This window comes from Pseudoxanthomonas sp. LjRoot125 (assembly GCF_964252705.1).
Taxonomy (GTDB): domain Bacteria; phylum Pseudomonadota; class Gammaproteobacteria; order Xanthomonadales; family Xanthomonadaceae; genus Pseudoxanthomonas_A.
In genome coordinates this window covers 475564-499314 of record NZ_CAXUOY020000001.1, presented here as the reverse complement: position 1 = coordinate 499314, position 23751 = coordinate 475564, and the positions used below count along the sequence as shown (strand labels likewise).

Genomic DNA, 23751 nt, shown 5'->3' with positions numbered 1-23751 from the left:
AGCCCTTGATGCCACCACGTAGTCCGTTTCGCCTCCGTCCTCTGGCGATAGCCGTCAGTCTCCTGCTCCTGGCCAGCGTTCCTCCTGCGTTCGCCCAGGAGAACCATTCGGACGACCATGATCACCATGACGAAGACGCGGTGGAACTGGATGCGGTGATCGTCGAATCGACGCGCTCAGGACGAAGGGTGTCCGAAGAGCCGATCCGGGTCGACGTCATCAACCGGGAAGAAATCGAAGAGAAGTTGCTGATGTCTCCGGGCAACATCTCGATGCTGGTCGCCGAGACGGCCGGTGTCCGCGTGCAGAGCACGTCCCCTGCGCTGGGCGCTTCCAACATCCGCATCCAGGGCTTGCGTGGTCGGTACACCCAGTTGCTCGCAGATGGACTGCCGCTCTATGGCGGCCAGTCGTCTTCCATCGGTTTGCTGCAGATCCCGCCTACCGATCTGGGGCGCGTCGAGATCATCAAGGGCAGCGCCTCGGCACTCTATGGACCGGCCGCCTTGGGCGGCGTCATCAATCTGATTACCCGACGGCCCCGCGACGAGCGGGATGCCGAACTGTTGCTCAACGTCACCAGCCGCGGGGGCTATGACGCGACCGCATACACGGCAGCACTGATCAGCGATACATGGAGCTACTCGCTGGTGGGCGGGTATCACGAGCAGGATCGTCAGGATCTGGATGACGACGGCTGGATCGACATGCCGGAATACGAGCGATGGACGGTAAGGCCGCGCCTCTTCTGGAACTCCGAGAACGGCGCAAAAGCACTCATCACTTTCGGGGCGACCAAGGAAGACCGGATAGGTGGTACGACACCGGGCGCTTTGATGCCTGACGGCGAGCCTTTCCCGCTGACGCAGGACACCGAGCGTTACGACGCAGGCGCCGTGATCGAAATTCCCGTTCGCGAGACAGATCGTCTGCAGGTCCGTGCGTCTGCGATGTCGACGGATCACCTGCACCGGTTCGGCGAAGTCCTGGAAGACGACCGGCACCAGACTGGCTTCGCTGAGGTGTCGTATGCCTCGGGCTTCGGCGACACCACCTGGCTCGCAGGAACTGCCGTGCAGACGGATCGCTTTGAATCGCAGGCCTTTCCCGCGTTCAACCATCGCTACACCGTGCCCGGTGTTTTCGTGCAGGCAGAGCAGTCCTTTCGCGAGGACCTGATCCTGTCCGGCAGTGCACGATGGGATGACCACAGCGAGTATGGCGATCACGTGAGTCCACGCCTTTCTCTGCTGTATCGGCCCGGCAAGTGGACGCTACGGACATCGGTTGGCAAAGGCTTCTACGGGCCCACGCCTTTCGTGGAAGAAATCGAGGCAGCTGGCCTCTCGCGTCTGGCGCCATTGGAGGGACTGAAGGCGGAGACCGCAAAGACGGCCTCGCTCGATGTCGGCTACGCCAGCGGTCCTTGGGAGACCAATGTCGCCCTGTTTGCCTCAGACATCGATCACGCAGTGAGGCTTGCACCTGCGGCAGCGGCCCCCGATGGCACGGAACGCGTGCAGTTGGTCAATATCGCAGGGGTGACGCGTACACGCGGCGCTGAACTTCTATTGCGTTATCGCTGGCAGGATTTCGTGGTCACGGGCAGCTACGTGTTCACCGACGCCAAAGAGCCGCAAGGAGACGGCGCCGGAAGGCAGCGCGTGCCCCTGACACCCCGTCACACGGCCGGCCTTGTAGCCATGTGGGAGCAGCACGGTCGAGGCCGGGTGGGTATCGAGGCTTATTACACCGGCACCCAGCCGCTCGACGAGAATCCTTACCGGCGCACGGGGCGGCCCTATGTCGAGCTGGGAGCGCTGGGCGAGATCACCCTTGGCAAGGTGAGCCTGTTCTTGAACCTGGAAAATCTCCTCAACATCCGGCAGACCGACTATCACCCCATGACGCTGCCGCAGCGTGGCGCCGAGGGACCGTGGATGCGTGGGCGCCTACGGACGGATTCGTCGTCAATGGTGGTGTCCGCATCAAGTTCTGATGCGGAGCCGCCATGGATGGGAGGAGCGATGTCTGCGTTGGGTCGGAAGCGGACTCAAGCTCAGCGCAACGTCAAGGTCGCGTAGACCACGGTGAGTGCCCATGCGATAGCGTGGTTCATTGTCGAATTTTTCTCGACGCTTCGCAGCACGATAAGCTTCTCGAACCTAGCCTCACCAGCCACCAGGGACCGCTGTACTCGCGACTCCTCTACACCCATCTCATTTAGAAGCGCTGTCATACAATCCACATCTCTGACTGGCCAGACGAGCTCATCACGCTTGCTTCGGTTTGCCCATAGCAAGTGGCTTTGAGCGAGATCTCGCAATGAGACTTGATCTACGACGGAGCCCGAATCCAGAACGTCCATGATCAGCTCTGCGGGCCGTACGGACTCAAGTTGCCTGACAGTGCGCGGTCGCCCCTTGCGATTTGGATGCGGCAAGAACCTGAATGCCGTCCTCTTCTCGATCTCGTCAATCGCTTGGGCCAAGCTGTCAGCCTGGTGTCGACTGAGCCCGTAGGCTAAGACGGCCTGTTCGAATAGCATGCCGCGTTGAATACTCCGAAGCATACGGTCAACTAAGCGGGCACTGGGAGGGCTAGCTTCTTTATCCGCAGGCGGCTCTGGCAACGCGACGGCGGACTTGCCCGGGGTGGCCGCCCGCTCTCCTGCAGCATGAAGAATCCATGCAGAAACGGGTGACTTCTCCCGATCGAGCACTGATTTCTTCCGCTGCAGGATCTTGTCGGCTCCAGCAACCGATACTCCAAGTGCAACGGCCGCAGCATGCCGCGTCTCAAACTCCTTCAGCGCCACAGTTGGCCGACTCTTTGTCATCCACGACATATGGAAATAGTTGAGCATCGTGGTCGCACTGCGACGGTGACCAAATCGAACTACTTGTTCTCGGATGTCCCTTGGTAGCGACAGATCTGTTCGAGGCCTGCCGACGACGATCCTTCGGGCTCGCGCGCGTGATACGCGTAACGCCCGCCAATCCTGATCTGAGAGCCAAAGCGATGACAAGTCTTCGCCGGCCACCAAGTGCCTAACACGATGCACACGCGAGCGACCACCAATCGCAGGAGCGAGTGCCTCCAATGCCTTGTTTCGTAGGTCCTCAGGCGCGACGCGAACCTTAGGGTCGCCATAGGCACCAAAGATGGGCAGAGTACTTCTCCAGCCATCCCCGAGACGTGCCTTCTCCGCGGCGATCCATTCGCTAATGACCCGGCGCTGCGCACGCGTCAACCTCCTGGATCCATCTATGGAGCGCCGACCGGCCGAAGTCTTAAGGCGACGATAGCGAGATGGCCGCAAGATGAGAAGCGTGGATTCTTGATTCGCCAGGACATCTTTGAACCTCAGGCCCGCCACCTCGTTGTGGCGGGCGCCTGATGCCCGAAGCAGAAGTGAGAATACGTGAGTTTGCCGATTAAGCCGAGTGAGAACGGGGTCAGTCTTACGCCCTTTTTCCGTCGGCCACGCTAGTTCCGACATTCGATCCAGTCCTCGCACCATCTCTTGCGGCTGCACTAGCTCAGCATCAACCTGATGCTCTCCAACAATGATGACGCCCTCCAGATCGGAGAAGTCAACGGATTCGAAACCGTGGTGTTCGTGCAAGTAGTTGTGGAAGGCGATCAGCTCGCGAGCGGCAAGCTCCTTGATAGGATTGGTGCTTTTCCGATCGATCACGCTCTGATACAGATCCAAGTACTCGTCAGCATCCAAGGCCATGAAGTCAACATCGTGTCCTTGAGCAACCAGCTCCGAACCGAATGAAGTGATGTACTTGTAGACAGTGCTCCAGGCGGGCTCCTTCTTTTCAGCCGTGCCGACCACCGTCATGTGAAGCGCATAGGTTGCGATGCAGGCCACCATCGGGCTTAGCTTCTCTCCTGATAGAAGGGCTTGGAGCTCACGCGTAAGTGGTCCACGAAATGCACCAATGTTCGCCTGCGATAGTGACTCTCCCGTCAATCTGAACTTTTTGGGCCCCATTCCGATGAAAAGCGCATCGCTCAAGCGACGATAGTCGCTATGCACTTCACTGGGCTTGGACCTTCGTCCCCTTATCTGGGCGCTATCGTCCATTCTTTCGGACGGCAACGACATGGAATCCACCGCCCCCCAACCCTCCTCCAAAAACTGTCTCTGGCGGGCGACCGTCATGTTTGCGCACCCGGAGAGACTGCTATTGGCTAGACGAGCAAGTCCAGACAGCTCAACCCGATTTGCGATCTCAACAGTCGCGCAAAGTCTCCCCAGAAGTTCGTCCGCGGAACCCGCGAGCACGTTTGGCATCTGTGCTGCCAGCACTTCGTCAAGCCTTTCTGGTGCGGGCAGAGGCTCCGCTGGATGGTCCCGCTGTAGTCGGGCGAGCGCTACGGCAGCCAAGCTTCGGACGCCCGCCGACCGCGCGCGATCATCAGTCGTAAGCAGGAGCAGGTCATCGATCGCGCTGCTGCTGGTGATCGACCCCCGTGCTGACAGTATGTGGCGCATGCGCAGTGGATCATCTTCGAACGAGAAGATGCAAAGCGCCATTGCCGAGACGCCGCAAGCCCATTCGAAGTCTGTGAACGCAGTGCCCGCGCTGGGTCGGGATGGTATGCGTCCGAAGTGATCCCGCAGTATGCGCAACTGAACCGTTGCCCGAAACAGGCCTGGAAAGAACGGCGAGGGTTCCTGCGTGGGCGGAGCCAGCCAGGGACTTGGGATGGGACACTCCCAACCTAGCCGTTTGACGGCGTGTTTGAAGTACCGGTACAGGGAGTTCTGCGCCGCGATAGCCAGAATCCTGTCGGTTCCAGCGGCATTCTCGACTGTCTTTTCAATAGCCTCCAACTCGTCTTGCGAAATCCGCATGCCATGATTGAGCGGCACCGACCCCGCGTCTTGGGTCTGTGGCAGCGGCGGAAGTTTGGCGAGTTCATCCAGGCTGGGAATGTCGGCGGAGATCGTCTCCCTCATGATCGTGCACGCCAGCCGCTCAGCTTCTTCGCGCTTGGCGCGTACCTGCGAACGGCGGGTTTGGTTAACTTCAATCTGAAACTGTCTCATATGTGTCGCCAGTTCTTGACGTTCGCACCTCCAGTTCCTCAGCGGTCCCGCCTCCATGAGGAGTTCGTCAAGAGGGGCATCTGCATTCAGGCCTTTTCGCAGCACCCACCCTGCAGAGCGCGCCAAAGAGCCCAATGGGCCCGAGACTTTTTTTGAGAGTTGCGCGGGCTCGAGCGGACTTTCACGCGAGTACGGGTATCCGGTAGCCTCCAAGTGGCCAAGGACTATTGCAAGATGATCAGCCTCGATATTTGCTTCACGCCCGCGACTCGCCAACCATGTGCGTCCCCAGTTCAGCGGCAATGCACTCCAATTGCTTGGAAGCGTCGCTCGCCAAGATGCCATGTCAAGCTCGACCGGGGCGCCATCGCAAGCAAGGTGAAAGAAGATGGGTGCGTCGCCCGATAGCGACTGGCCCGCTCGCAGCGACAAGAGGGGCTCGTTTCCTATCTCCTGAACAAGACCTCGCAGATGGCGGAGGTACTGCGCAACTTGTTGAGCGATCAAGTCAGCCGTTGGCGCGTAGCGAAACAAATGCGCGGGATCGCACTGTTTATCACTGAATATTGCCGCTGGCTGGTCGATGTCGAAGTCGAATCGACCCAGCTTCAGGAGTGCTCCTGTTGGTCGGTGCCCGCCCACTGCCATCAGCATGCAGAGAACGTGGTTGGTGAGCGCGTTATGGTCCTGCACCCGCCGACGGTCCTCCAAACGACCCTTCCCCGAAGCATTCATCGGCGCACTCGGACTGCGAGCAAGCTCACGTGCTGCATTCTCGGTTACAAGCAGTTGCGATCCAACACGCCCTGACTCGACCGGGCCCTTGTCGGTCGCCGAAGTGTGCACATCGCCGAGTACTGGCCACATCGCCTGCCGGAATGAGGCATCAAGATCCTGCAGTGGGAAATTGGCGTAGTACAAGGGAGCCGTCGACAATCCAAAGGTATCGCCGCAAAGCAGCATGGTCTTGCTGGTGTCTCGGGTGACCTCACGCAAGCGCGCTCTGGCGAAGTTCCGCACTCTCGCCAAGCTGATTCCAGACCCTATCTCATCCTCGACGCTGGCAAAATATTCTTTCAACGCGGCACGCAGGTTTTCTTGCCTCCATTTCCAAGGATCGTTGCTGCTCTCCAGCGAGGAGTTGATCCACTCACATAGTTTCGGTGGTAGCGACAAGCTCACGACCGACACTGTCTTTTCAAGCATGGAAGCGGTTGCGTGGGTGGCCTTGAATGCAGCGTCTGGACGGAGAACTGGCATCTCGAAGATTCCCTCCTTCAAGCAGAGTCGAGGCCTCGAGTTGCCGTTCCGGCGACGCCCAAGCCGACTGTCTGCTTGGGCGAACGTAGTCGGCCCACAGCCCGTCAGCGCGGTCAGCACCGCGACGATTCCGATGCGCACAGATTCATGCCGGTTGGCTTTTAGATCTGCATCTACGCGCCTTTGGATGATTCTGATGATCAGACGCATCTCTGCGTCGCTAACTGACTCGATATGGTCTCGAATCAGCAAAGGGTTTGAGCCCCAAATCTTCTGGTGAACCCACTGAATTTCTTCTTTGATCTTGGTCCCTGGTTTACTGGCTTCCGACCGGCGAAAAGCAACGAGACCCGGCTCCGCCTCTTCCTTGGACTCGCCCGGAAGAGCTTGCTCGCGTGTAGGCACATGAATGCGGCGCGTCTTGAAGCCGGAGCGCCGCTTTTTGGATCGGTGGCTACCGGACGCGCCAGTTGTCGCCGGGCGTTCGTCGCTCAACAGGTTCAGGTACACCTCACCGAGCAGCTGGCCAGCTGCCGGATTCATGTGTGATATCTCGGGAAGCAGTGAGCGGAGGATGGCACTTAGCGCTTCCAGCGACTTGGGCTTCCCGATCCGATTCAAGATCGGCTCGAGCGGGTGCTGATCAGGGAATCCGTCCGCGATAAGGTCGTCTGGCAGCGGGAAACGGGCACCACGCTCAAGATCGGAGATCAGCTCACAAAGCTGCCGATCTGCGTCGACGTTCGTTTCAGCAACTCCACGAAAGCGGCCTAGCACGAGCAGGCCGCGTAGATGAAAGATTCCATGTCGCCGATCTGCATTAGGTGGCGCAACCAACGCCTTTGGACTTGGCCCTGTCGTTGGCTCAATGCGTTCTATCGCTCGCCAACTCCTAACCCTTGCAATAGCCCTGGGTCGGTTCATCCGATGAATTGACTGGCTCACTGATTGCAGCATGGAGAGATCTGCGCGTTGCCGTAGGAACGGGCTCAGCCAAGTCGCAACACGTGATATCCGATAGATCGAATCGTAAAAGTCCCAAGTACTTTCTCCGCGCCAGACAGGTGTAAGTGACGCGGCAGCGATCCTTTCGTCTTTGCTCAACTCCACCAGTAGTACTGCCAACTCATTCACCAAGTCCGCCGCGTTGAACGCGCGTAGGCCCCTTGGCTGAGAGTCGAGCATCGGCATTTCCGTTGCGATCTCATCTTCACAGCACTCGTCCTTATCGAGGCCAAGGAAGTCATCCGAGTGCGCCGATGGGGACCACGTGGAGGTCCTGCCGGTGACAAGCGGATAGATGGCGTCGTACAAGAACTGCGCGAACTCCGGGTACAAGACCCGCACCTTGGGAATCACGTGAGAGAGAGCTCTCGCCAGCCCCGCCATGTCTTGAGGCCAGCCCAGTTCAAGCAAGATGTTTTTGAGCGGGTGGCGGCGCTTGGTCCTCTTGGCCGTGCCTCGTCGATCGCTGATAAGCCCTTGGTCGATCAGATCGATCGCACGCGCAAGCTGGACTTTGGCCGCATCGCCCCCTCTGAGCGCGACCAAGAGCACAAGTCCTTCGAGCTGCACGAGTTTTGAGCGCCGGCGCCAGATGCCGCGCGGCACTGCCCAATCCGCATCTTTCTCCAGCCAGGCGTCCGTAATCGGGAGATTGCTCAGAGCATGGATGGCGTCGGCGTCGATCCAGCCGTCGGCGAGCCAAGGCACTGTGTTCAGCAAGCGGGCAACGTCTCGGTAGAAGAGTGCCGGCAAAGAACCATCCCAAGCAACTTTGGCGAGCTCAATCAGTACGGCTACGTATGGGCGGTGACTGGGGGCAAGTTCTAGGTATGTCTCCGCCACCCGAACAGGGTCAAAGTCCGACGAGTTGAGTGCCGATTGCATGCAGCCTTGCCGTGCTAAGAATGGGGTAGCTCACGGTAGCTATTACTCAGGAATCAATCCAGAGTGTGTGACAGTCTTTTGGACAGTAGGGCGGCCTTCATTTGATCTGGATTGACCTTTGGTCTCGCGCTCTACGAGCAGCCGATCCTCATGTATTGCTTATATGTCAATAACTTATAACTACAAGACAGATGATTGGACAATCTAACGTATTACTAGCTATACGTTGGGTTGTGGCTTCCGAAGCCAGTCGGGGGTTCGAATCCCTCCGGGCGCGCCATCTTCCTGCCGCCATGCCTCCCTTTGCGAAGCACGCTACGCTCGCACGATGGGACGCATGTCCGCTCACGCTTCCAGGCTCCGATCTTCCCCCGTGTCGGCGCGAACGACGGCGTCCCGGATGGCTCCGGTACGCCGGATCGCGCGCGGCTTTCCCCTTTCGTCTGATCCTCGCCGATGTCCGATCTAGAGGCCCGTGCGCTTGCCCTGTTCGACGATTACGTCGACCTGCCGACGCCGCGCCGCGCCGCGGCGCTCGCACGCCTGGCGGTGGAGGACCCCCCTCTCCATGAAGTCCTCGTCCGCTGGCTCGCGGCGGACGCCGCGGATCATCCGTTGGAAGAAATGGACTTCGACGACCTGCTGGGGTTGCCCGGCACAGGCGATAAAGAGGACGCGTCAGGGGACGTCGCTTCCAGTCGCGTAGGCAATCGGCTGGGACCGTGGCGCATCGACCGCCTGCTGGGGACCGGCGGGATGGGGACGGTATACGAGGCAAGCCGTGCCGACGGCCAGTACGAGAAGCGCGTGGCGCTCAAGTGCATCCGCAGCGAAATCTCTTCGCCGTCGCTGATCGATGCCTTCATGCGCGAGCGCAACCACCTCGCGCAGTTGGACCACCCGCACATCGCGCCGTTGCTCGATGGCGGCATCGAATCGGACGGACACCCCTGGTTCGCGATGCAGCTTGTGCAGGGCACGTCGATCGACCTGTGGGCCGACCAACAGGCACTGACCCTCACCGAACGCACGCAGTTGCTGTTGCAGGCTTGCGATGCGCTGCACTACGCGCACAGCCGTGGCGTGCTGCACCAGGACATCAAGCCCGGTAACGTGCTGGTCGCTCAGGACGGTCGCGTGTACCTCGTCGATTTCGGCCTGTCCGCCGTCATCGATGGCGGCGAGGGCACAGCCTCGCCGCGCATCGCCGTATCCAACGGCTATGCGGCCCCTGAAATACTTGCGGGGGAAGCATCGTCGGTCGCCAGCGAAATCTATGCGCTCGGCGTGATGATGTACCAGTTGTTCGTGGCGAACTGGCCGCGCCCGCTACTTCCCTTGCACGCCAGCTTCACCCGCTTGCCGGCGATCAAGGCACAACCGCCCTCCTCCTTGGCCGACGCCGCGTGGGCGGGCGTAGCCACCCATCGCAGATGCCGCGACAACGCGCAGCTGCGCAAGCAGTTACGAGGAGACCTGGATGCCATCGCGCTGAAATGCGTCGCGTTGGCGCCGGGGGATCGCTATCCAAGCGTCGCCGCCTTGATCACGGACCTGCAGCACTGGCTTTCACGCAAGCCCGTCGTCGCGCGCAAAGGCGGGCGTCTTTACGTGGCACGACGCTTCGTCCAACGCCACGCTGTCGCGAGCGCCATTGCAGCGGGAACCCTGGTATTCGTGCTGACGGCAGCAAGTGTGTTCGCCTGGTATCACCTGCGCGACCAGCAGGAGGACCGCGACATGCAAGCGGTCTCCACCCTGTTCGAAGACACGCTCGGCGCCGCCACGCTGTCGGGGCTGGCCGAGACCCGGCCTTCATCGCGCCAGCTGCTCGACCAGACCGAAGCCCACCTGCGTCGCCTGCCGTTGCAGTCCAGCCCCACCCTCAAGGCACGCGCACTGGTATCGCTGGCCCGCAGTTACGCGGTGCTGGGCGACTATCCGCATGCATTGGCGCTGGCGGACGAAGCGAACACGCTACTTGCGGACGAGCCCGCGCTGCGCCCCGATACTCAAGCCACGCTCGCCACGCTTCTCAATCTGCAGGCGCGGTATGCCGATGCACGGGACGTGGCGCTCGCGGGCCTGCAACAGATCACGGCCTCGCGACACAAGGCCGACCTGACATCGCTCAGCCTGTTGACCGAGCTCGCGCGTGCGCACTGGGGACTTTCGGATCACACCGCAGCCTTCGAGGCCCTCGCATTCGCGGACACGGCGGCCGACGGGCTGCCCGCGCCGCTCGCGCGCACGATCCGCATCGATCTTCTGACCCTGCGTGGGCAATGGCATGCGCAACTGCTGAATTTCCGAGATGCCGAACGCGATCTGCGCGGCGCCGTCGCCTTGGCTGGCGCCGACCTTCCCGCCGCTGCGGACAGCGCCCGCGAAGCGCTCGCGACGCTGCTGGCGCACGAAGGGCATCCGCAGGAAGCGCTTCGGATCGCTGATGCCTTGCTGGCCTCGCGTCGCCAGCGTCTGGGGGCGGCGCATCCGGACACGTCCCGCAGCCTCAGGCTCAGACTGGAGATCGCGCTCATGGCCGCGCCCATGTCGGTGGACGCCGGCGCCTTGCAGCGATCGCACGATGCCATCGCGGCCAGCTTCGGCACCCGGCACCCGGAGTATGCGCGCCAGCGCCTGCTGGAGGCCCGCGCGCCCACGACAGTGGATGCCACGCAACGCATCGGTCTTGCACGGGAAGCCACAACCCTTTTCGAGAACACGCTGGGCCCGCGCCACGAGGCGACCCTGGCAGCCAAGGAAGTCCTGGCCGGCGAACTTCTGACCGCTTCCCCACCCCAGGTCGACGATGCGATCGGACTGCTGCAGGAGATCGTGCAGACAGCGCGGCAGCGGCATTGGCCCGCGCCGACCGCTCGCCTGGCCCTCGCTCAGGCGCTTCGGCTGCGGGCGCACGTAAAGGCGCATGACATGCCTGCGGACGACGAGACAGCGGAACGCCTGTTGCAAGATGCACTGGTGGAAGCCAGGCGCCACCTGGGCGCGGATCACTTCACCACGCGCCAGATCCGGCGCGCCTTGATGAAGAGACCCTCGGCGCGCGACTCCGTGGAAACAGGGGACGATGTGGGCGCACCGCAAGCGCCGCTCCCCTGAGGCTATTGTCCGATCGCGGTCACCGCGCATTGCACCGTGACGTCGACCCGGCCACCCACCGGCAGGTCAGGAATCGTGATGCCGGTACCCAGCAGGCTGCTCACCGGAACGGTCGGCGACGGGCAGGTCGCGCCGCCGGAGGCGGTGCAGGTGGCCGTCGCGCTGGGCGCTGTGCAGGTCTGTCCCGCGCCCGCGGTATCCGTCAGCAGCACGTTGCTCGCGGCAACCGGACCGTTGTTGGTTACTGTCACTGTGTAAGTCACCACATCGCCGCTGACCACCGTGCCCGGATTGGCGCTCTTGACGACCTGGATGTCCGCTTCCTGCAATGTATTGGTGAACGTGCAGACGATGTCGCTGCCGGCAGCCGTCGCGACGGCGTTCAGCGAGACCGCACGGTTCGCGAGATCCGGCGTGACGGTTCCCCCCACACCGATGCCGGTACAAGTGATGTCGGTGACGCGGTAGGTCACGGGCGAGGCACTCTCGGTAATGGTGGTGGCAACACCCGACGCCGTCAGCGTCTGGGGCACGCCTGCCACCGGAGTGCCCGGCGTGGCAGTGGTGACGGTCTGGATCACGACGCCATTCGTGCCGGAAAAACCGAAGCTATCCACACCACCGAGGCTGGTCTTGCGCAGCGTCAGCCGCGTCAGCGCAGGATCGCTATCCGTCGCCGTGTTGTTGGCCGGCGTCGGATCGACGTACTCCGTAGGTGCACGGATCGTGGCCATGTTCACGACTGGGGAGACGCCGGCTGCGACAGTCGCGATAACGGTGAACGTCACCGTACTGTTCGGCGGCAGGGTGGGGATTTCGATACCCGCTGCACTCTCCAGAGCGCCGACCGTGACACTACCTGCGGTCGGGCACACCGCACCTCCGGTGGTTGTGGCGCACGCGACGCCCGTCTTGACCAAGCCTGCGCTCGCCGGATCAACCAGGGTGGCCATATCGACGTAGTTGAGCGACGTGTTGGCGATCACCAAGGTGTATGTGGTCGAGCCGCCCGGCACGAGGGTGTCGTTCGGCTGGTCGACGTTTCCGTTGGTGCCGGGCGTGTTGGTCTTGGTGATCGAAAGGTCGACTGCGGCACGCGTCAGCGTGAACTTCGCCGCCATGCCACCCGACGTGCTTTGGCCGGATGTCAGCGAACCGTTTTGCGACTGCAGGGTGATGTTCGCAGCCGGCGTTCCACTGGCGAACTGGAACGACGTGCTGAATCCGTCCGATTCCGTTGCCGCGAGAAAATGCGCACCCGCTGTGCCCGCCGTGCTGGGGTCGGTATTGACGACGAAGGGATTCAGCACTTCGGAAAACCCGGTCACCGTAGCGAAATCCAGAGGACCGCTACGCGCATAACCGTTGAAGCCCACCAGCAGAACGCCGTCGCCCGCATTCACCGGCGCCTGGCCGGCATCGTAGCCGTTCAGGCACGACGACCAGGTGCCCGGGGCGCTCACCCCCGGCAGGTAGGCCAATCCAGTGCCGCAATCGGTACCGGACGTGAAGCGGGACCGGACGATGCCCGTGCCGGGGTCGCCGGTAGCCAGCTGGCTGACATGGTTGAACTGCAGTGCCGATAGCAGTGCCTCATCGCTGGCGCGGTTCGGTGTATCGATGTCGGGCAGCGTGATCGTGAGCGTGCCGCTGCCGGCACCGCCCAGCAACGTACGCAGCTGAGACTCGTAGATCGCCGTGAAGTACATCTCCTGCGAATAGGCCGCTCGGTCGGCGCCACCATTGCTTATGGTGAAGAAATTGTTGACGAGCCGCAGGTCGCCGGCCGGCGGCGCCAACGGGTTGGTCACCGTCATCGAGCCACCCGGGCCGGTCACGGTGAACTGGATCTGCACATTCGCACCATTCGTAGCCACGAAGGCGGGCGATGCGAAGTTGCTGTTGGCGGAAGTTTCATCGATGCACGTGCCTGAGACTTCCGAGGTGTCCGTTGTGCAGTGATCGCGCTCGAACGCCGCGGTGATGAAGACGACGCGGTTCTGCCCAGCCGTCACGTTGAAGCTGAGGGAGGGCGTTCCCGGGGCTCCGGCCCCGATCGCGGTGGAGGTGCCGCCATGATCGAAGGCCACGGTCTGCGCATGCGTCGTGACGCTCCCGCTCGAAACCAGCCCGAACGCGAGCGCCCATCCGGCGAATCGTCTGCTTTTCATGCGGTCTCTATCTTTCCTTCCGATGGATGCCCAATCCGTCCGGTCGCTGCACCGCATGGAGCGAAGCAGCGACCGGACGCCCGACAGGGTGCTGTTCGCAAGCCTGTGTCGGGCACATCAACATTGGCGATGCGGACTGGCTGATCAGCCGTTGGTCTCTCCGCCACCGCCGGTGCACGTACCGGGGCCGATCAGTCCGTTGTTCCAGTCGTCGAGCGTGCGGGAAAGTGCGATCAGCTCCTGTCGCAGGCTGCTGCTCTTGGGCTGGGCGGCGATCTGCTCCGGAGTGTATTGGCCCAGCAGTTGGCCTGAACGCGTCAGGGCATCCGCGATCGCGAGGGAGGTCTGGGCACCCAGCGCGTAGTTGGCCTGCGCGGCGACCACTTGGTGGGCCAGTATCCAGTAAGCATTGCCACGCGACGGCTCTTGCAGGACTTGCTGGTAGGTGAGCCCCGATAGATAGAACGGCTGGTAGCGAAGTTCCAGCCAGACCTCGGTGCTCAGGTCGCCTGCGTTCTGCGCACGGTTCTGCCAGTAGCCCTGGGTGAACTGGCAACTGGCTTCTGCGTGTGCGTCCGCCGTCACCGACATGCCGGCCATGGCCATCAGCCATGCTGCTGCCGCGCTGCGAAACAGATTCATGCGTGTGATCCTCGATTCATGTGAGTTGTAGCGCGGGCGGCACACCCGCACTGTCTGCATGAATTCGTGACGGGGATCAACAAAAGGACAACGCGCGCATACATGTGAATCGACGGCTCAGGCCGTCGACTCCTTCTGCTTGGCGATGGTGTGGGGTTGGATCGCGAAGAACCCGCGGACGGCGCCTTGGCTTCAAGGGTTGCCGGTCGCCGTCACCGTGCACTGCAAGGTGAAGGTGGCTTGCCCGCCCACAGGCAAGCTGGGAATGCTGATACCACTCCCCAGCAGACTGCTCACCGGCACCGTGGCCGAAGGGCATGTCGCTCCGCCGCTGGCCGTACACGTGGCCGTGGCCGACGGCGTTGTGCAGTCTTGCCCGGCGCCAGCCACGTCCGTCAGAAGCACGTTGCTGGCTGCCAGCGGACCGTTGTTGCTCACCACCAGACTGTAAGTCACCACCTGGCCACTAAGGACCGGATCGGGAGAAGCAGTCTTCACGACCCGGATATCGGTCTGCTGCAGCGTGTTGGTGAACGTGCACTCGATGCTGCTTCCGGCGACGGTGGCCGCCGCATCCAGTACCACTGTCCGGTTGGCCAGATCCGGTGTCGCCGTCCCGCCCGCGCCCAGGCCCGTGCAGGTGATATCCGTTACTCCATAGGTCGCCGGGGTCGTGCTTTCGGTAATCGTGGTGGAGGTGCCGGCCGACGTCAGGGACTGGGGCGCGCCGCTGACAGGCGTGCCGGCCACCGTGGTGACCAAGGTCTGCGCGACCACGCCGTTGGTCCCGGTGAAGCCGAAGCTGTCCACGCCGTTGATGCTGATCTTGCGGAGCGTCAACCGCGGCACTGCCTGATCGACGTCTGTGGCTGAGTTGTTGGCGGGATTGGTATCGGTGGTACCCGATGGCAGAGAGACTGTGACCACGTTGGCCAGGTCACCCGTAAAGCCGGCGGGAACCGTCATTGTCAGCTGATACGTCACCGTGGCATTGCGCGGCAGGTCCAATCCTGTGTCGTTGAGTGCCCCCGTACCGCTCGTCGCTCCGCACACCGCGCCGCCCGTTGCAGAACCGCAGGTCCAGCTGACGGTGGCGGGATCGATACCCGCGGGAACGGGATCGCTGACGGTGGCGTTCTGCACACCGAACGGTCCGATATTGCTCACGACGATGGAGTACGTTCGCGCAGATCCCTGGGTGTAACCGTCACCCGATAGGTCGTTGGCGCCCTGAGCGGGCGTATTCGTCTTGGTGACTGCGACATCGGTGCTGAACAGGATGGGCGCCGTGGGACAGTTCGCGCCATCGGCACCCGTAGCTGTCGGCATCGTGGATATGACCGTGGTTTGTCCCGTTGCCAGGTCGATCTTGTAGAAACTTGACGAGCCACTCCAACCGAACAGACCGGTGGGAGACCCCCACAGGGCGAAGGCAGACGACAGAGCACCCGTGGAGCCGATGGTGGTGACGGCCCCTGTGACAGGATCGATGCTCAGGAGTTGCCCACTTTCGACGGTGTACAAGAGCCCGTTCACCCACACGAAGTCCTGTACATTGATGGCCTGCGAGAGGGAGATCAGGGTTGCCACGCGCGTACTCAGGTTGACGCGGTACAACCTGCTGCTGACCGAGCCGGCAGAGATCGTGTAGTAATCACCTGTGGGCGAGATCGCGCCGGCATAGTACGAAGCATCGAGCAGATTGCCGCCGGTACTGAGCGTGATGGTTCCCAGATTGAGCGTGCTGCCATCGCTACCGATCCTGAGCAACTCGTTGCCGCTGAAGGCATCGTTCTCTATGCCATAGAGATAGTTGTCCAGCGGGTTGTAGCCGATCGCGTTGTAGGCAATCGAACCGACACCAAGCACCGGCAGCGTAAACGGATTGGTCGCGTAGTTGATGTTGTGTAGCGTGGTCTGGTCCGGCGTCGGGCTCGAATTCGTGATCGACAGGTACATGCGGCCGTCGCAGGTGCCGAAATCTGGCTGCGTGACCGCGTTGGTGTACGTACATGTGATGTTGGCGCCCGCGTTGACGGAAGACCCCGGAATGCTGACGCTGCGGGCCGCAACGTCGTAGACCGGGGAGAACGTCGCGCCGGATGTCGCGTTGGTGCACGTCATACCCGCGAGGTTGACGCCGGCTGGCAGCACCCCTTCGGTGATGGTCACGGCAGTTCCCGCCGATGAGATGGCGAAGCTCTGCGTTCCTGCGATACCGGTATTGCCATCGACCGTCGTCGTCGCGCTGGCCGCCATGATCACGCTGCCTGACGACTGCGTGGTGCCCGTCAGCGAAAAGGTGTAGGTACCCGCCGCCTGCACCGTGGTCTTGATTAGCGTCAATATCTCCGTGCTGCTGGCCAGCGTGAATATCTCGCCATCCGCAAGCGCTACATTGAAGCTTATCTGGGTGCCAGACACACTGCGGCCGCTGGTGACGACGCGCGTGCCTCCGTTGGTGTAATTCCCGTCGTTATCGACCAGCAGAACAACCTTGTTGAGATTGCCGCCCAACGCCGTCACGCCCGCTGCCGGCACATTGAAAAGCAGGCTCACTGTGCCGACGGATCCCGTGTTCTGGACGCGCCACAACCTGTTCAACCTCGACCAAGTGCCATTGTCGAGTGACGTCGAAACGCCGGATACAGCGGTACTGGTCACTGCCGTTGTACTGGCATTGTTGTTACCCACCATCAGGTACTGCCCCTGCGAGAGCTGAGTACCCGTGCTCTGATGGGTTGCTGTGAACTGCGCGGGAGACGCAAGCGTGCCCGTCGCCATCGTGAGGATATCGAGCGGGTAGGTGCCGATGGGGCCGGAATCATTGATGTTGGTACCAATGCGCTGATCCAACGCGCTATCGCGACCCAAGCCGAACACGTTGCGGTGATAAGCGTTGACGGTCGTTGTTCCGGTGCCGTCCCAGACGACAACGCCCGTGGAGCTGATGTAATCGTAGTTGGTCGTGTTGTTGCGGGTAGCGTCACCCTCCAGGGTCACGCCATACTTGACGCCAAGATAGGTGGAGATACGCTGCGCTTCGGCTTCCGTAAGCTTGCGGTTGTAATAGAACACTTCCGCAATGCGCCCGTTGTAGGTGAAGCCCGGGAAGCTGCCGATGCGGAATTGATAGTCGGACGCTATCTGCTTCGTGACACCTTCGCCCGTTGCAGTCCAGCCGTTGCGGGTATTGCGGTGCTGGCCAACGCCGACACTCGCCCACAGGCCATAGATGTTTGCCGTTGGTCCCACATTTCCAACGCCATTCGCGTAAGGCGTGCCGGAGGGGTTGCCGCCAAAGTTGGTCCCGCCGCCAGCGTCTGGGCGGAAACCCACGTTGCAGCGACCAGCATCGGAGCCACATGTGGAACCGGAGCCACGCGCGAGAGAAGACACCTGGTCGCTGATGACACCTACACCGAATGCCGAACCTGCGCTGTTGGGCGTAATCCACTCGCGGTCACGAGTCGAAGGCCCGCCATACATGCGACCGAAGCCATCGAACGTTGGATTCTTGAACTCCAATGCCGGATTGAAATTGAAGGCGCCACTCACCGTATCGATGGTGCCATTGTTACCTTGGCGTGTCAGAGGAGACTCGCCGGCGCTTCCGCCGCGCTGCGTCCAGTTCGCTGTGACGTTGGTGGTGCCTTGGGGAATGCCCGTCCCCGCGTCATACCAGGCGCTCAGTCCAGAAGAGACACCCCCTGGAGCATCCTGCGCAAACAGTGGAAACGGCAGCAGCAACGTGCACAGCGATAAGGCCCCCAGTGCGCGTGCAGCCACTCGGCCCAAGGGCCGCCCCCAGCCCAGATCAAGATGATTTGCGCGGCACACGGAAGACCCTCTCTCGTGTTGCTTCCGCGGCGAGTGTAGGCCACGTACATCCGCGCAGATTGTTTCACTCAATTTTGTAACGCCAGTTACTTCCGGCAGCCCACCGTGAAGCGACGAGCCTCCCCGTTCGGCTTCTCCGGCACGCTGATTCCGTACCGGCCACATAGCGGCGCGCCCAGCCCTGGTATCGCCACCATGGCCGTTCAGCAAAGTGTCCATCCGGAATTCCTTCAGTTCGTAAGAAAAACGACAACCCGGCCAGGCGGGTTGTCATATCGAACAGTCGGATCGTAGAGCGGCCTCATGTTAGGACAGGGAGCGATACAGAGCGGATCGCCAGAGTCACGCGCCCTAAGGGAGTGCGCTAATGGCCGCTCACCGGATGGACCATTCATCGCTTATGCGAGCACGCCTGGGTTACAAGCCATTGGCACTGATCGTGCATTGGAGCGCCAGGGTCACCTGTCCACCGACTGGCAGCACCGGGATGGTGATGCCGCCACCTGTCAGGCTGCTTACCGGAACAGTCGCCGACGGGCAGCTGGCGCCACCCGTGGCCGTGCATGTCGCGCTTGTGGATGGAACACTGCAGTTCTGGCCGGCATTTGGGGTGTCGGTCAACACGACATTGTTCGCCGTCAATGGACCGTTGTTTGTCACCACCAGGCTGTAACTCACTACATCACCGCTCAGCACAGGATTGGGCGCTGCGGTCTTGACGACCTGGATATCTGTCTGCTGCCGTCCGTTGGCAAACGTGCACGTGATGTTGGCGCCCGACAGCACCAAGTTGGATGCATTCAATGTCACCGTACTGCCCGACAACGAACCCAACGCGCCCGAATTGCCGGTGACGGCACTGTTGGCATCCGTGCAACTGACCGAATTGAGGATCCAGCCTGCGGGCAGCGTCTCGGTCAGCGTGACATTGGTGCCCGGGCCATTGATTTCGTGTGCGGTCGGACTGGCAGGCGTCGGGGTGTTGGCAGCTGTCGTCGTGATGCTGGCAGGGCTGCTCAGCAAATTCGTCTGCGCGAACGAGAACGGGCCACCGAAGTCGGGGGAGGTGGATTTGTTCACTCTGACCACGCCGGAGTCCCATGTCAGATCGTCGATGCCAACCGACTGCTGGTTCGGGCCGTCACCGCCGCCATTGGCGACAGGAGCCGCGACATAGCGAACGCTGACCTGTGTCACCGGTTGCGGAAAACGGATACGGATGTTGGAGTCGATCGTGTTCGAGTTGGTATTGGCCACGGACTGCGCCGTGCGTGTCGATGCGTTCCAGGTCAGCTGCGATCCAAGCGTCACTACTGTGGGCGTCATCGCTGGCACAGAGTCGAACACGATGCGATCGTTCCACTCGTAGTTTGGACCGCCATCGATATCGCCGACATTGAAGGTAAGGCTGGTCACAGGACGTGAGAACGTGAAAGTCACCTGCGTCCATGGCAACGTGGAGTTAACAGCGGCGTCCATCCGCATGAGCACCACGCCGGTTGTTCCGTTGGGTCCTGCGATGTTAGTGCGCAGCTCCGGGGCACTATCCCACGGCCCACCTGAATTGGTGGCCGTTACCGTGGCTGTGATGCCTCCGACGTTCGCGTTGATCGGAGTCGTTTGCAGGTTAGCGCTGGTGAAGGTGCCGAAATCAAGTGTTTCGATGGCCAGTGCCGGACTTGCAACCATCAGAAGGACCAGCGCGATCAACCATGTCGCAGTTCCGCGCATCTCGACATCTGCCGCTCGGCGCGAGCGGATACCCTCCGAGCACTGCAGTCCTCTCATCATTGCTCGCTGTGCGAGCTTCGCCATGCTGTTCATTTTCATCAGTTCCCAACTGCGTTACGGCTATTGGAGCTCCACCCCTTTCGACCAAGACCGTGTGGCTTCCCTTTTGAGGCCCCGGGACACGGCTTACCGACGACGGCGGAGGCCGCCTCGAAAAGCCTGGTACCCGCCATTTACTGCGACGACGCTGCCGCCGCAGCACGGCAAGAGACGACACTGACGGCATCGGCCGCTTCGATAAGCATCAGTACGTACCCACGAGGTTCAGGAACCAGCCCTCGTGGTCGTAATCGAAGTCCGTCAGGTCGTCACTGAATTCGGTGAAGTTGTAGCCCACGCCGATGCGGAAGTTCTTGTTGAGGTCGCGATCGAGGCCCAGCAGGACGCCTTGTTTGCTGCCGCCGTCCTCGACATCCTGCCAACGATACTCAGCCAGTGCATGCCATTGCGTGCGCAGGTCGTAACGGACCTGGGCGGCCGCGAACGTGGTGGCGGAATCCAGCCACACACCCGTACCGCGGCCCATCCGGACTTCGCCTTCGCGGCGCGCCACCTTGCCGGCGAACTCCCAGTGCTGGTCGAGCTTGTACACGCCTTCGAACGACAGGATCTGCGACTTCTGGTCGTAATCCGCGCCACCCAGCTGGCCCAGCGTGGCCAGGTCGTACAGATAGGTATAGCGGCCGAACAGACCCCATCGCTGGTTGTTCCATGGACGGTAGGCGAAGCCGAGGTTGCCTTCGATGAACTTCGCGCTGGCCAACGGGTTGAGCTCGTCTTCGGTGTCCGCATAGTTCACGCGCGCGGCAATCCGCCAGCTCTCGTTGATCTTGTGTGTCAGACGATTGGTACTGACCCACTGCTCGCGCTGCTCCGCACCGCGATCCTCGCGCCATTCCAGTTTGCTCTGCCAGTCGGTGTCCGGCGAAGTGCGACCCCCGGAGATACTGATGGCACGGCGATCGACATTGCCGCCCGTGGTATTGGTCAGCTCGCCGTCGGACAGCGTGAAACCCATGTTCCATCCCTGCGCGGGATAGAAATCCATGCCGAAGGTATGCGCCAAGCCCGACTGGCTGGGCTCCTTCAGGAACTGACTTTCGTTGTAGAGATTGACCTGATTGGATAGGCGCCAGCGCTGACCCAGCGTCCAGCCGTTCTGGGCATTGCGCGTAAACAGCGAGTCGTACGTTGTCGTATCCGTCGAGTACGTGTAGGCGCCATAGACCGAGTGCTCCGCGGTCAGGCGGTGCTCGGCATTGACGGTCGCCGCTTCGCCGCGATCACCCGTCGTCAGTTCGGCACCCACGGACGAGTTGTCGCCGTAGAGGTACTTCCCCCCTAGCGTGAACGCATCGTTGCCGGCGTATTGCCCGCCATCGTCATCCAGCGTGAGCTGGGCGAGTCCGTACAGCTCCAGCGTGCTGCCGAAGCGATGCAGGTACTTCAACGCGCCGAGCGTGCCGACGGCATCGCTGGACGCGCCTTCTGTATCCACGCGACGGACCTCGGCACTGAACGTGCTGCTATCGTCGATGCGCCACTCGAGCGTAGCCTGCGCCTGCGTCAGCGACTCCGCACCGCTCTCCGCACGGGTATAGCGCGCATAAACACCCAGGCTGGGCGTGAACTGGCCCAGCAACTCCGCGCCGTATTCCGTTACCGGACGACCCATGTCGTAGCGTGAGATCGAGTACCCGGCGCTGGTGTTACGCCACCACGCGCCTGCGCTCCAATCCTGCGTAGTCCACCCCAGCTCCTTGAAGTTGGCGCGCGCCTCGATTGATTTTGCCTCGCCTTCTCGGTACAGGGACGTATCGTTCTGCTGGATGAAACTCAGGCCACCGTTGTCGGAGAAGAACACCGGGGAGCCAAAGGACTCCGTCTGCGCGTACTCGGCCTTGACGTAGGTCCCCTTGCCGGCCTGCAACGTCAGATCGCCAGCAGCGAGCGTGTAGTCCTCGCCCGCACGGTTCTCCTGCACATACGTCGCGCCCACACCGATATGGTTGCCGAACCAGTGCTTGCCGCGGAAGCCGGCACTGACATCGTCGGCATCGAAACCCGACGGCACCCATTCGTAGTCCACCAGCAGACGCTGCTCGAACCCGTCGAGCGGGGCATCGCGTGTCAGTGTGGGGATGTTCTCGCGGGTGATTTGCGCCAAGGGTCGCGTCAACAGGATGCGGCCCTGAAGTTCGTCGATCTCGTAGTCCGCGCCACGCTGCAGAACAATCCTGTTCTCGACCCGCCCCGTGGTCAGGTCCCGCACTTCCAGCGTCACGATATCCGAGCCCGGCAACAGGTCGGTATGCCGCAGGTAGTACAGGCTGCCCCCGGTGCCGATGAATTCGTTGTGGCCGGGCGCGGTTTCGGCCTGCGAGCCGAACGCACGCAGCTCCGTCCCCGGATCGCCCCAGCGATTGGTGGCGAGCGAGCGCCAGTTCAGCGCCGCGCCGTACAGAGAGCGCTGGTACTGGGCGTACTCGGTGCCGGTGATGCCGGTGGAATAGTTGCCCCACAGCGCCTGGTTCTTGTCCCAGTCCACACGCAGATAGAACCGGCCCATGGTGTCCACGTCGCGGTACGTCGTGGAGTCGTCGCCGTATACCGGATAGTAGAGATCCGGGTCCAGTCGGCGGAATATGTCCTGCGGATCGGCTTGGGTGAACCCATTGAACAGCCGGTCCAAGTCGCGTTGTGTGGTGTCCGCTTGTGCAGTGACCAGATACTTCCCGCGCAGCTTCGCCTTGCCGTAGAACGCCAGGCGACCATCGCTGATCACGTCATCCTGGTAGTTCACGTCGTTGGCGAACGGCGCGGCCGAGCCGCTGGCCTTGTTCTGCGCGATCGTCACGTCTGCCAGACCGACGCCGAAGAAATATCGCCCAGTGACGTCGATGTCCAGCGTATGCGCGGCATTTGGCGCGGCTTCGTCACCTTGCCCGCCCAGGCCGATATCGAACCTATGGCGCCCCACCGGGACCAGGTATTCGGCAACGAACTTGCGTTCCTGGTCGACCGGGTAGTCTTCGCCGTTGATCTTCAGCGCGACATCGGGCGGCAGATTGCGACCCTGGATGCGGATGCGCGACCCGTACATCGGGATGTTCTGCTGACGCAGGCCGTTTTCGGCGAAGGCGCGGTCGATCAGGCTCTGGCTTTCCGCCTGGGCCGAGGTCAGTGCGCTCCCCATCGTGCGCTCGACGCTGCTCCGCAGCAGGTCCGCACCGCGCTCGGCTTCTTCCGGTGAAACGAGCTGCAAAGTACGCGGATGGGTTTCATCGAAACGCGAATCACCGTCGTACGCGCGCAGCACATACACCAGCTCATCGCCCTTCCGGAACGGATACCGCGCCGGGAGCGCGCCGTCCCAGTCGGCGCGGGTGACACCGGCCACATCCAGGGGGATCGTCGCGATCGGTTCGATCAGGTCGGCATCGCTACTGCGGTACAGGGTGACTTCCAGGCGCTTGATGAAGGCCGGGTAATTGCCGCGCACGTAGAACGAGATCGGCTTGGTGATGCGCTGGCCATCGAAGGGTACGATCGAAGGCGCCGACACCGACAGTTCGGGCTGACCCAGCGTCGGGTCCTCGGTAGCCCAGATCACGCCACCGCCGGGCAGGTCGATGGAGAACTTGCCCATCGCCGTGGCCTTGCCGGGTTGTTCCATCGCCACCGTCACCCGACGGTCGGGCTGCAGCGCTTCCGAGGAAGAGGCCTGGGTCGTGCCCTGCGTCACAGGCCTGTCGTAGCTGCGGGTGCGCAAGCGGAACAACAGGCCTTCCTCGCCGGTGCAGCGCTCGCCATCGCAGTCGACCGCCGCAGCGGTGCCCTCGGCGCGATCCTGCTGCGCCTGCGAGGGAACCGCCGCGTTCTGCGCGGCGGCCATGGGCGCCACGCCTGCCAGCAGGCTGATCAGCGTGTAATCCAGCAGCTTCATCTTCATACGCTTCTTCATGATCC

8 protein-coding genes are annotated in these 23751 nt (G+C 62.0%); 2 read left to right on the top strand and 6 right to left on the bottom strand.

The window, feature by feature from the left end:
- The first annotated feature begins 8 nt into the window (after positions 1-8).
- Positions 9-2084: a TonB-dependent receptor plug domain-containing protein gene (locus ACSION_RS02155; RefSeq protein ID WP_435304656.1), complete on the top strand. Its 2076-nt coding sequence runs from the start codon at positions 9-11 to the stop codon at positions 2082-2084.
- On the opposite strand, the gene ACSION_RS02150 is transcribed toward ACSION_RS02155, so the two are convergent.
- The gene (locus tag ACSION_RS02150) at positions 2060-8218 is read right to left on the bottom strand and encodes a hypothetical protein (protein ID WP_435304655.1); all 6159 of its coding nucleotides are present in this window, start codon (positions 8216-8218) and stop codon (positions 2060-2062) included. The two genes, ACSION_RS02155 and ACSION_RS02150, sit on opposite strands and share 25 nt — an antisense overlap.
- A gap of 456 nt (positions 8219-8674) precedes the next feature.
- Here ACSION_RS02150 and ACSION_RS02145 point away from each other — a divergent pair, with 456 nt between their 5' ends.
- Positions 8675-11338, top strand: a complete 2664-nt coding sequence (locus ACSION_RS02145; RefSeq protein WP_435304654.1) for a protein kinase domain-containing protein — start codon at positions 8675-8677, stop codon at positions 11336-11338.
- Positions 11339-11340: 2 nt separating this feature from the next.
- Here ACSION_RS02145 and ACSION_RS02140 read toward each other — a convergent pair whose 3' ends face one another.
- From ACSION_RS02140 to ACSION_RS02120, 5 genes are all read right to left on the bottom strand, one after another.
- Positions 11341-13509 carry a prealbumin-like fold domain-containing protein gene (locus tag ACSION_RS02140; protein WP_435304653.1) on the bottom strand — a complete coding sequence of 723 codons (2169 nt, stop codon included), beginning with the start codon at positions 13507-13509 and terminating at the stop codon, positions 11341-11343.
- Positions 13510-13653: 144 nt separating this feature from the next.
- A complete protein-coding gene (locus ACSION_RS02135; protein WP_435304652.1) occupies positions 13654-14151 on the bottom strand; it encodes a hypothetical protein in 498 nt (165 codons plus the stop codon).
- A 192-nt stretch (positions 14152-14343) separates the two neighbouring features.
- The gene (locus ACSION_RS02130) at positions 14344-17901 is read right to left on the bottom strand and encodes a beta strand repeat-containing protein (RefSeq protein ID WP_435304651.1); all 3558 of its coding nucleotides are present in this window, start codon (positions 17899-17901) and stop codon (positions 14344-14346) included.
- Between the two features lie 507 nt (positions 17902-18408).
- Complete coding sequence (locus ACSION_RS02125; RefSeq protein WP_435304650.1) at positions 18409-19821, bottom strand: prealbumin-like fold domain-containing protein; 1413 nt, start codon at positions 19819-19821, stop codon at positions 18409-18411.
- A gap of 205 nt (positions 19822-20026) precedes the next feature.
- Complete coding sequence (locus ACSION_RS02120; RefSeq protein ID WP_435304649.1) at positions 20027-23746, bottom strand: hypothetical protein; 3720 nt, start codon at positions 23744-23746, stop codon at positions 20027-20029.
- Positions 23747-23751 lie beyond the last annotated feature (5 nt).

Excerpts from the sequence above, each read along its gene's own strand:
- ACSION_RS02120 (WP_435304649.1), bottom strand. The coding sequence starts at position 23,746 with ATGAAGAAGCGTATGAAGATGAAGCTGCTGGATTACACGCTGATCAGC.
- ACSION_RS02145 (WP_435304654.1), top strand. The coding sequence starts at position 8,675 with ATGTCCGATCTAGAGGCCCGTGCGCTTGCCCTGTTCGACGATTACGTC.
- ACSION_RS02140 (WP_435304653.1), bottom strand. The coding sequence starts at position 13,509 with ATGAAAAGCAGACGATTCGCCGGATGGGCGCTCGCGTTCGGGCTGGTT.
- ACSION_RS02125 (WP_435304650.1), bottom strand. The coding sequence starts at position 19,821 with ATGAAAATGAACAGCATGGCGAAGCTCGCACAGCGAGCAATGATGAGA.
- ACSION_RS02155 (WP_435304656.1), top strand. The coding sequence starts at position 9 with ATGCCACCACGTAGTCCGTTTCGCCTCCGTCCTCTGGCGATAGCCGTC.
- ACSION_RS02150 (WP_435304655.1), bottom strand. The coding sequence starts at position 8,218 with ATGCAATCGGCACTCAACTCGTCGGACTTTGACCCTGTTCGGGTGGCG.
- ACSION_RS02135 (WP_435304652.1), bottom strand. The coding sequence starts at position 14,151 with ATGAATCTGTTTCGCAGCGCGGCAGCAGCATGGCTGATGGCCATGGCC.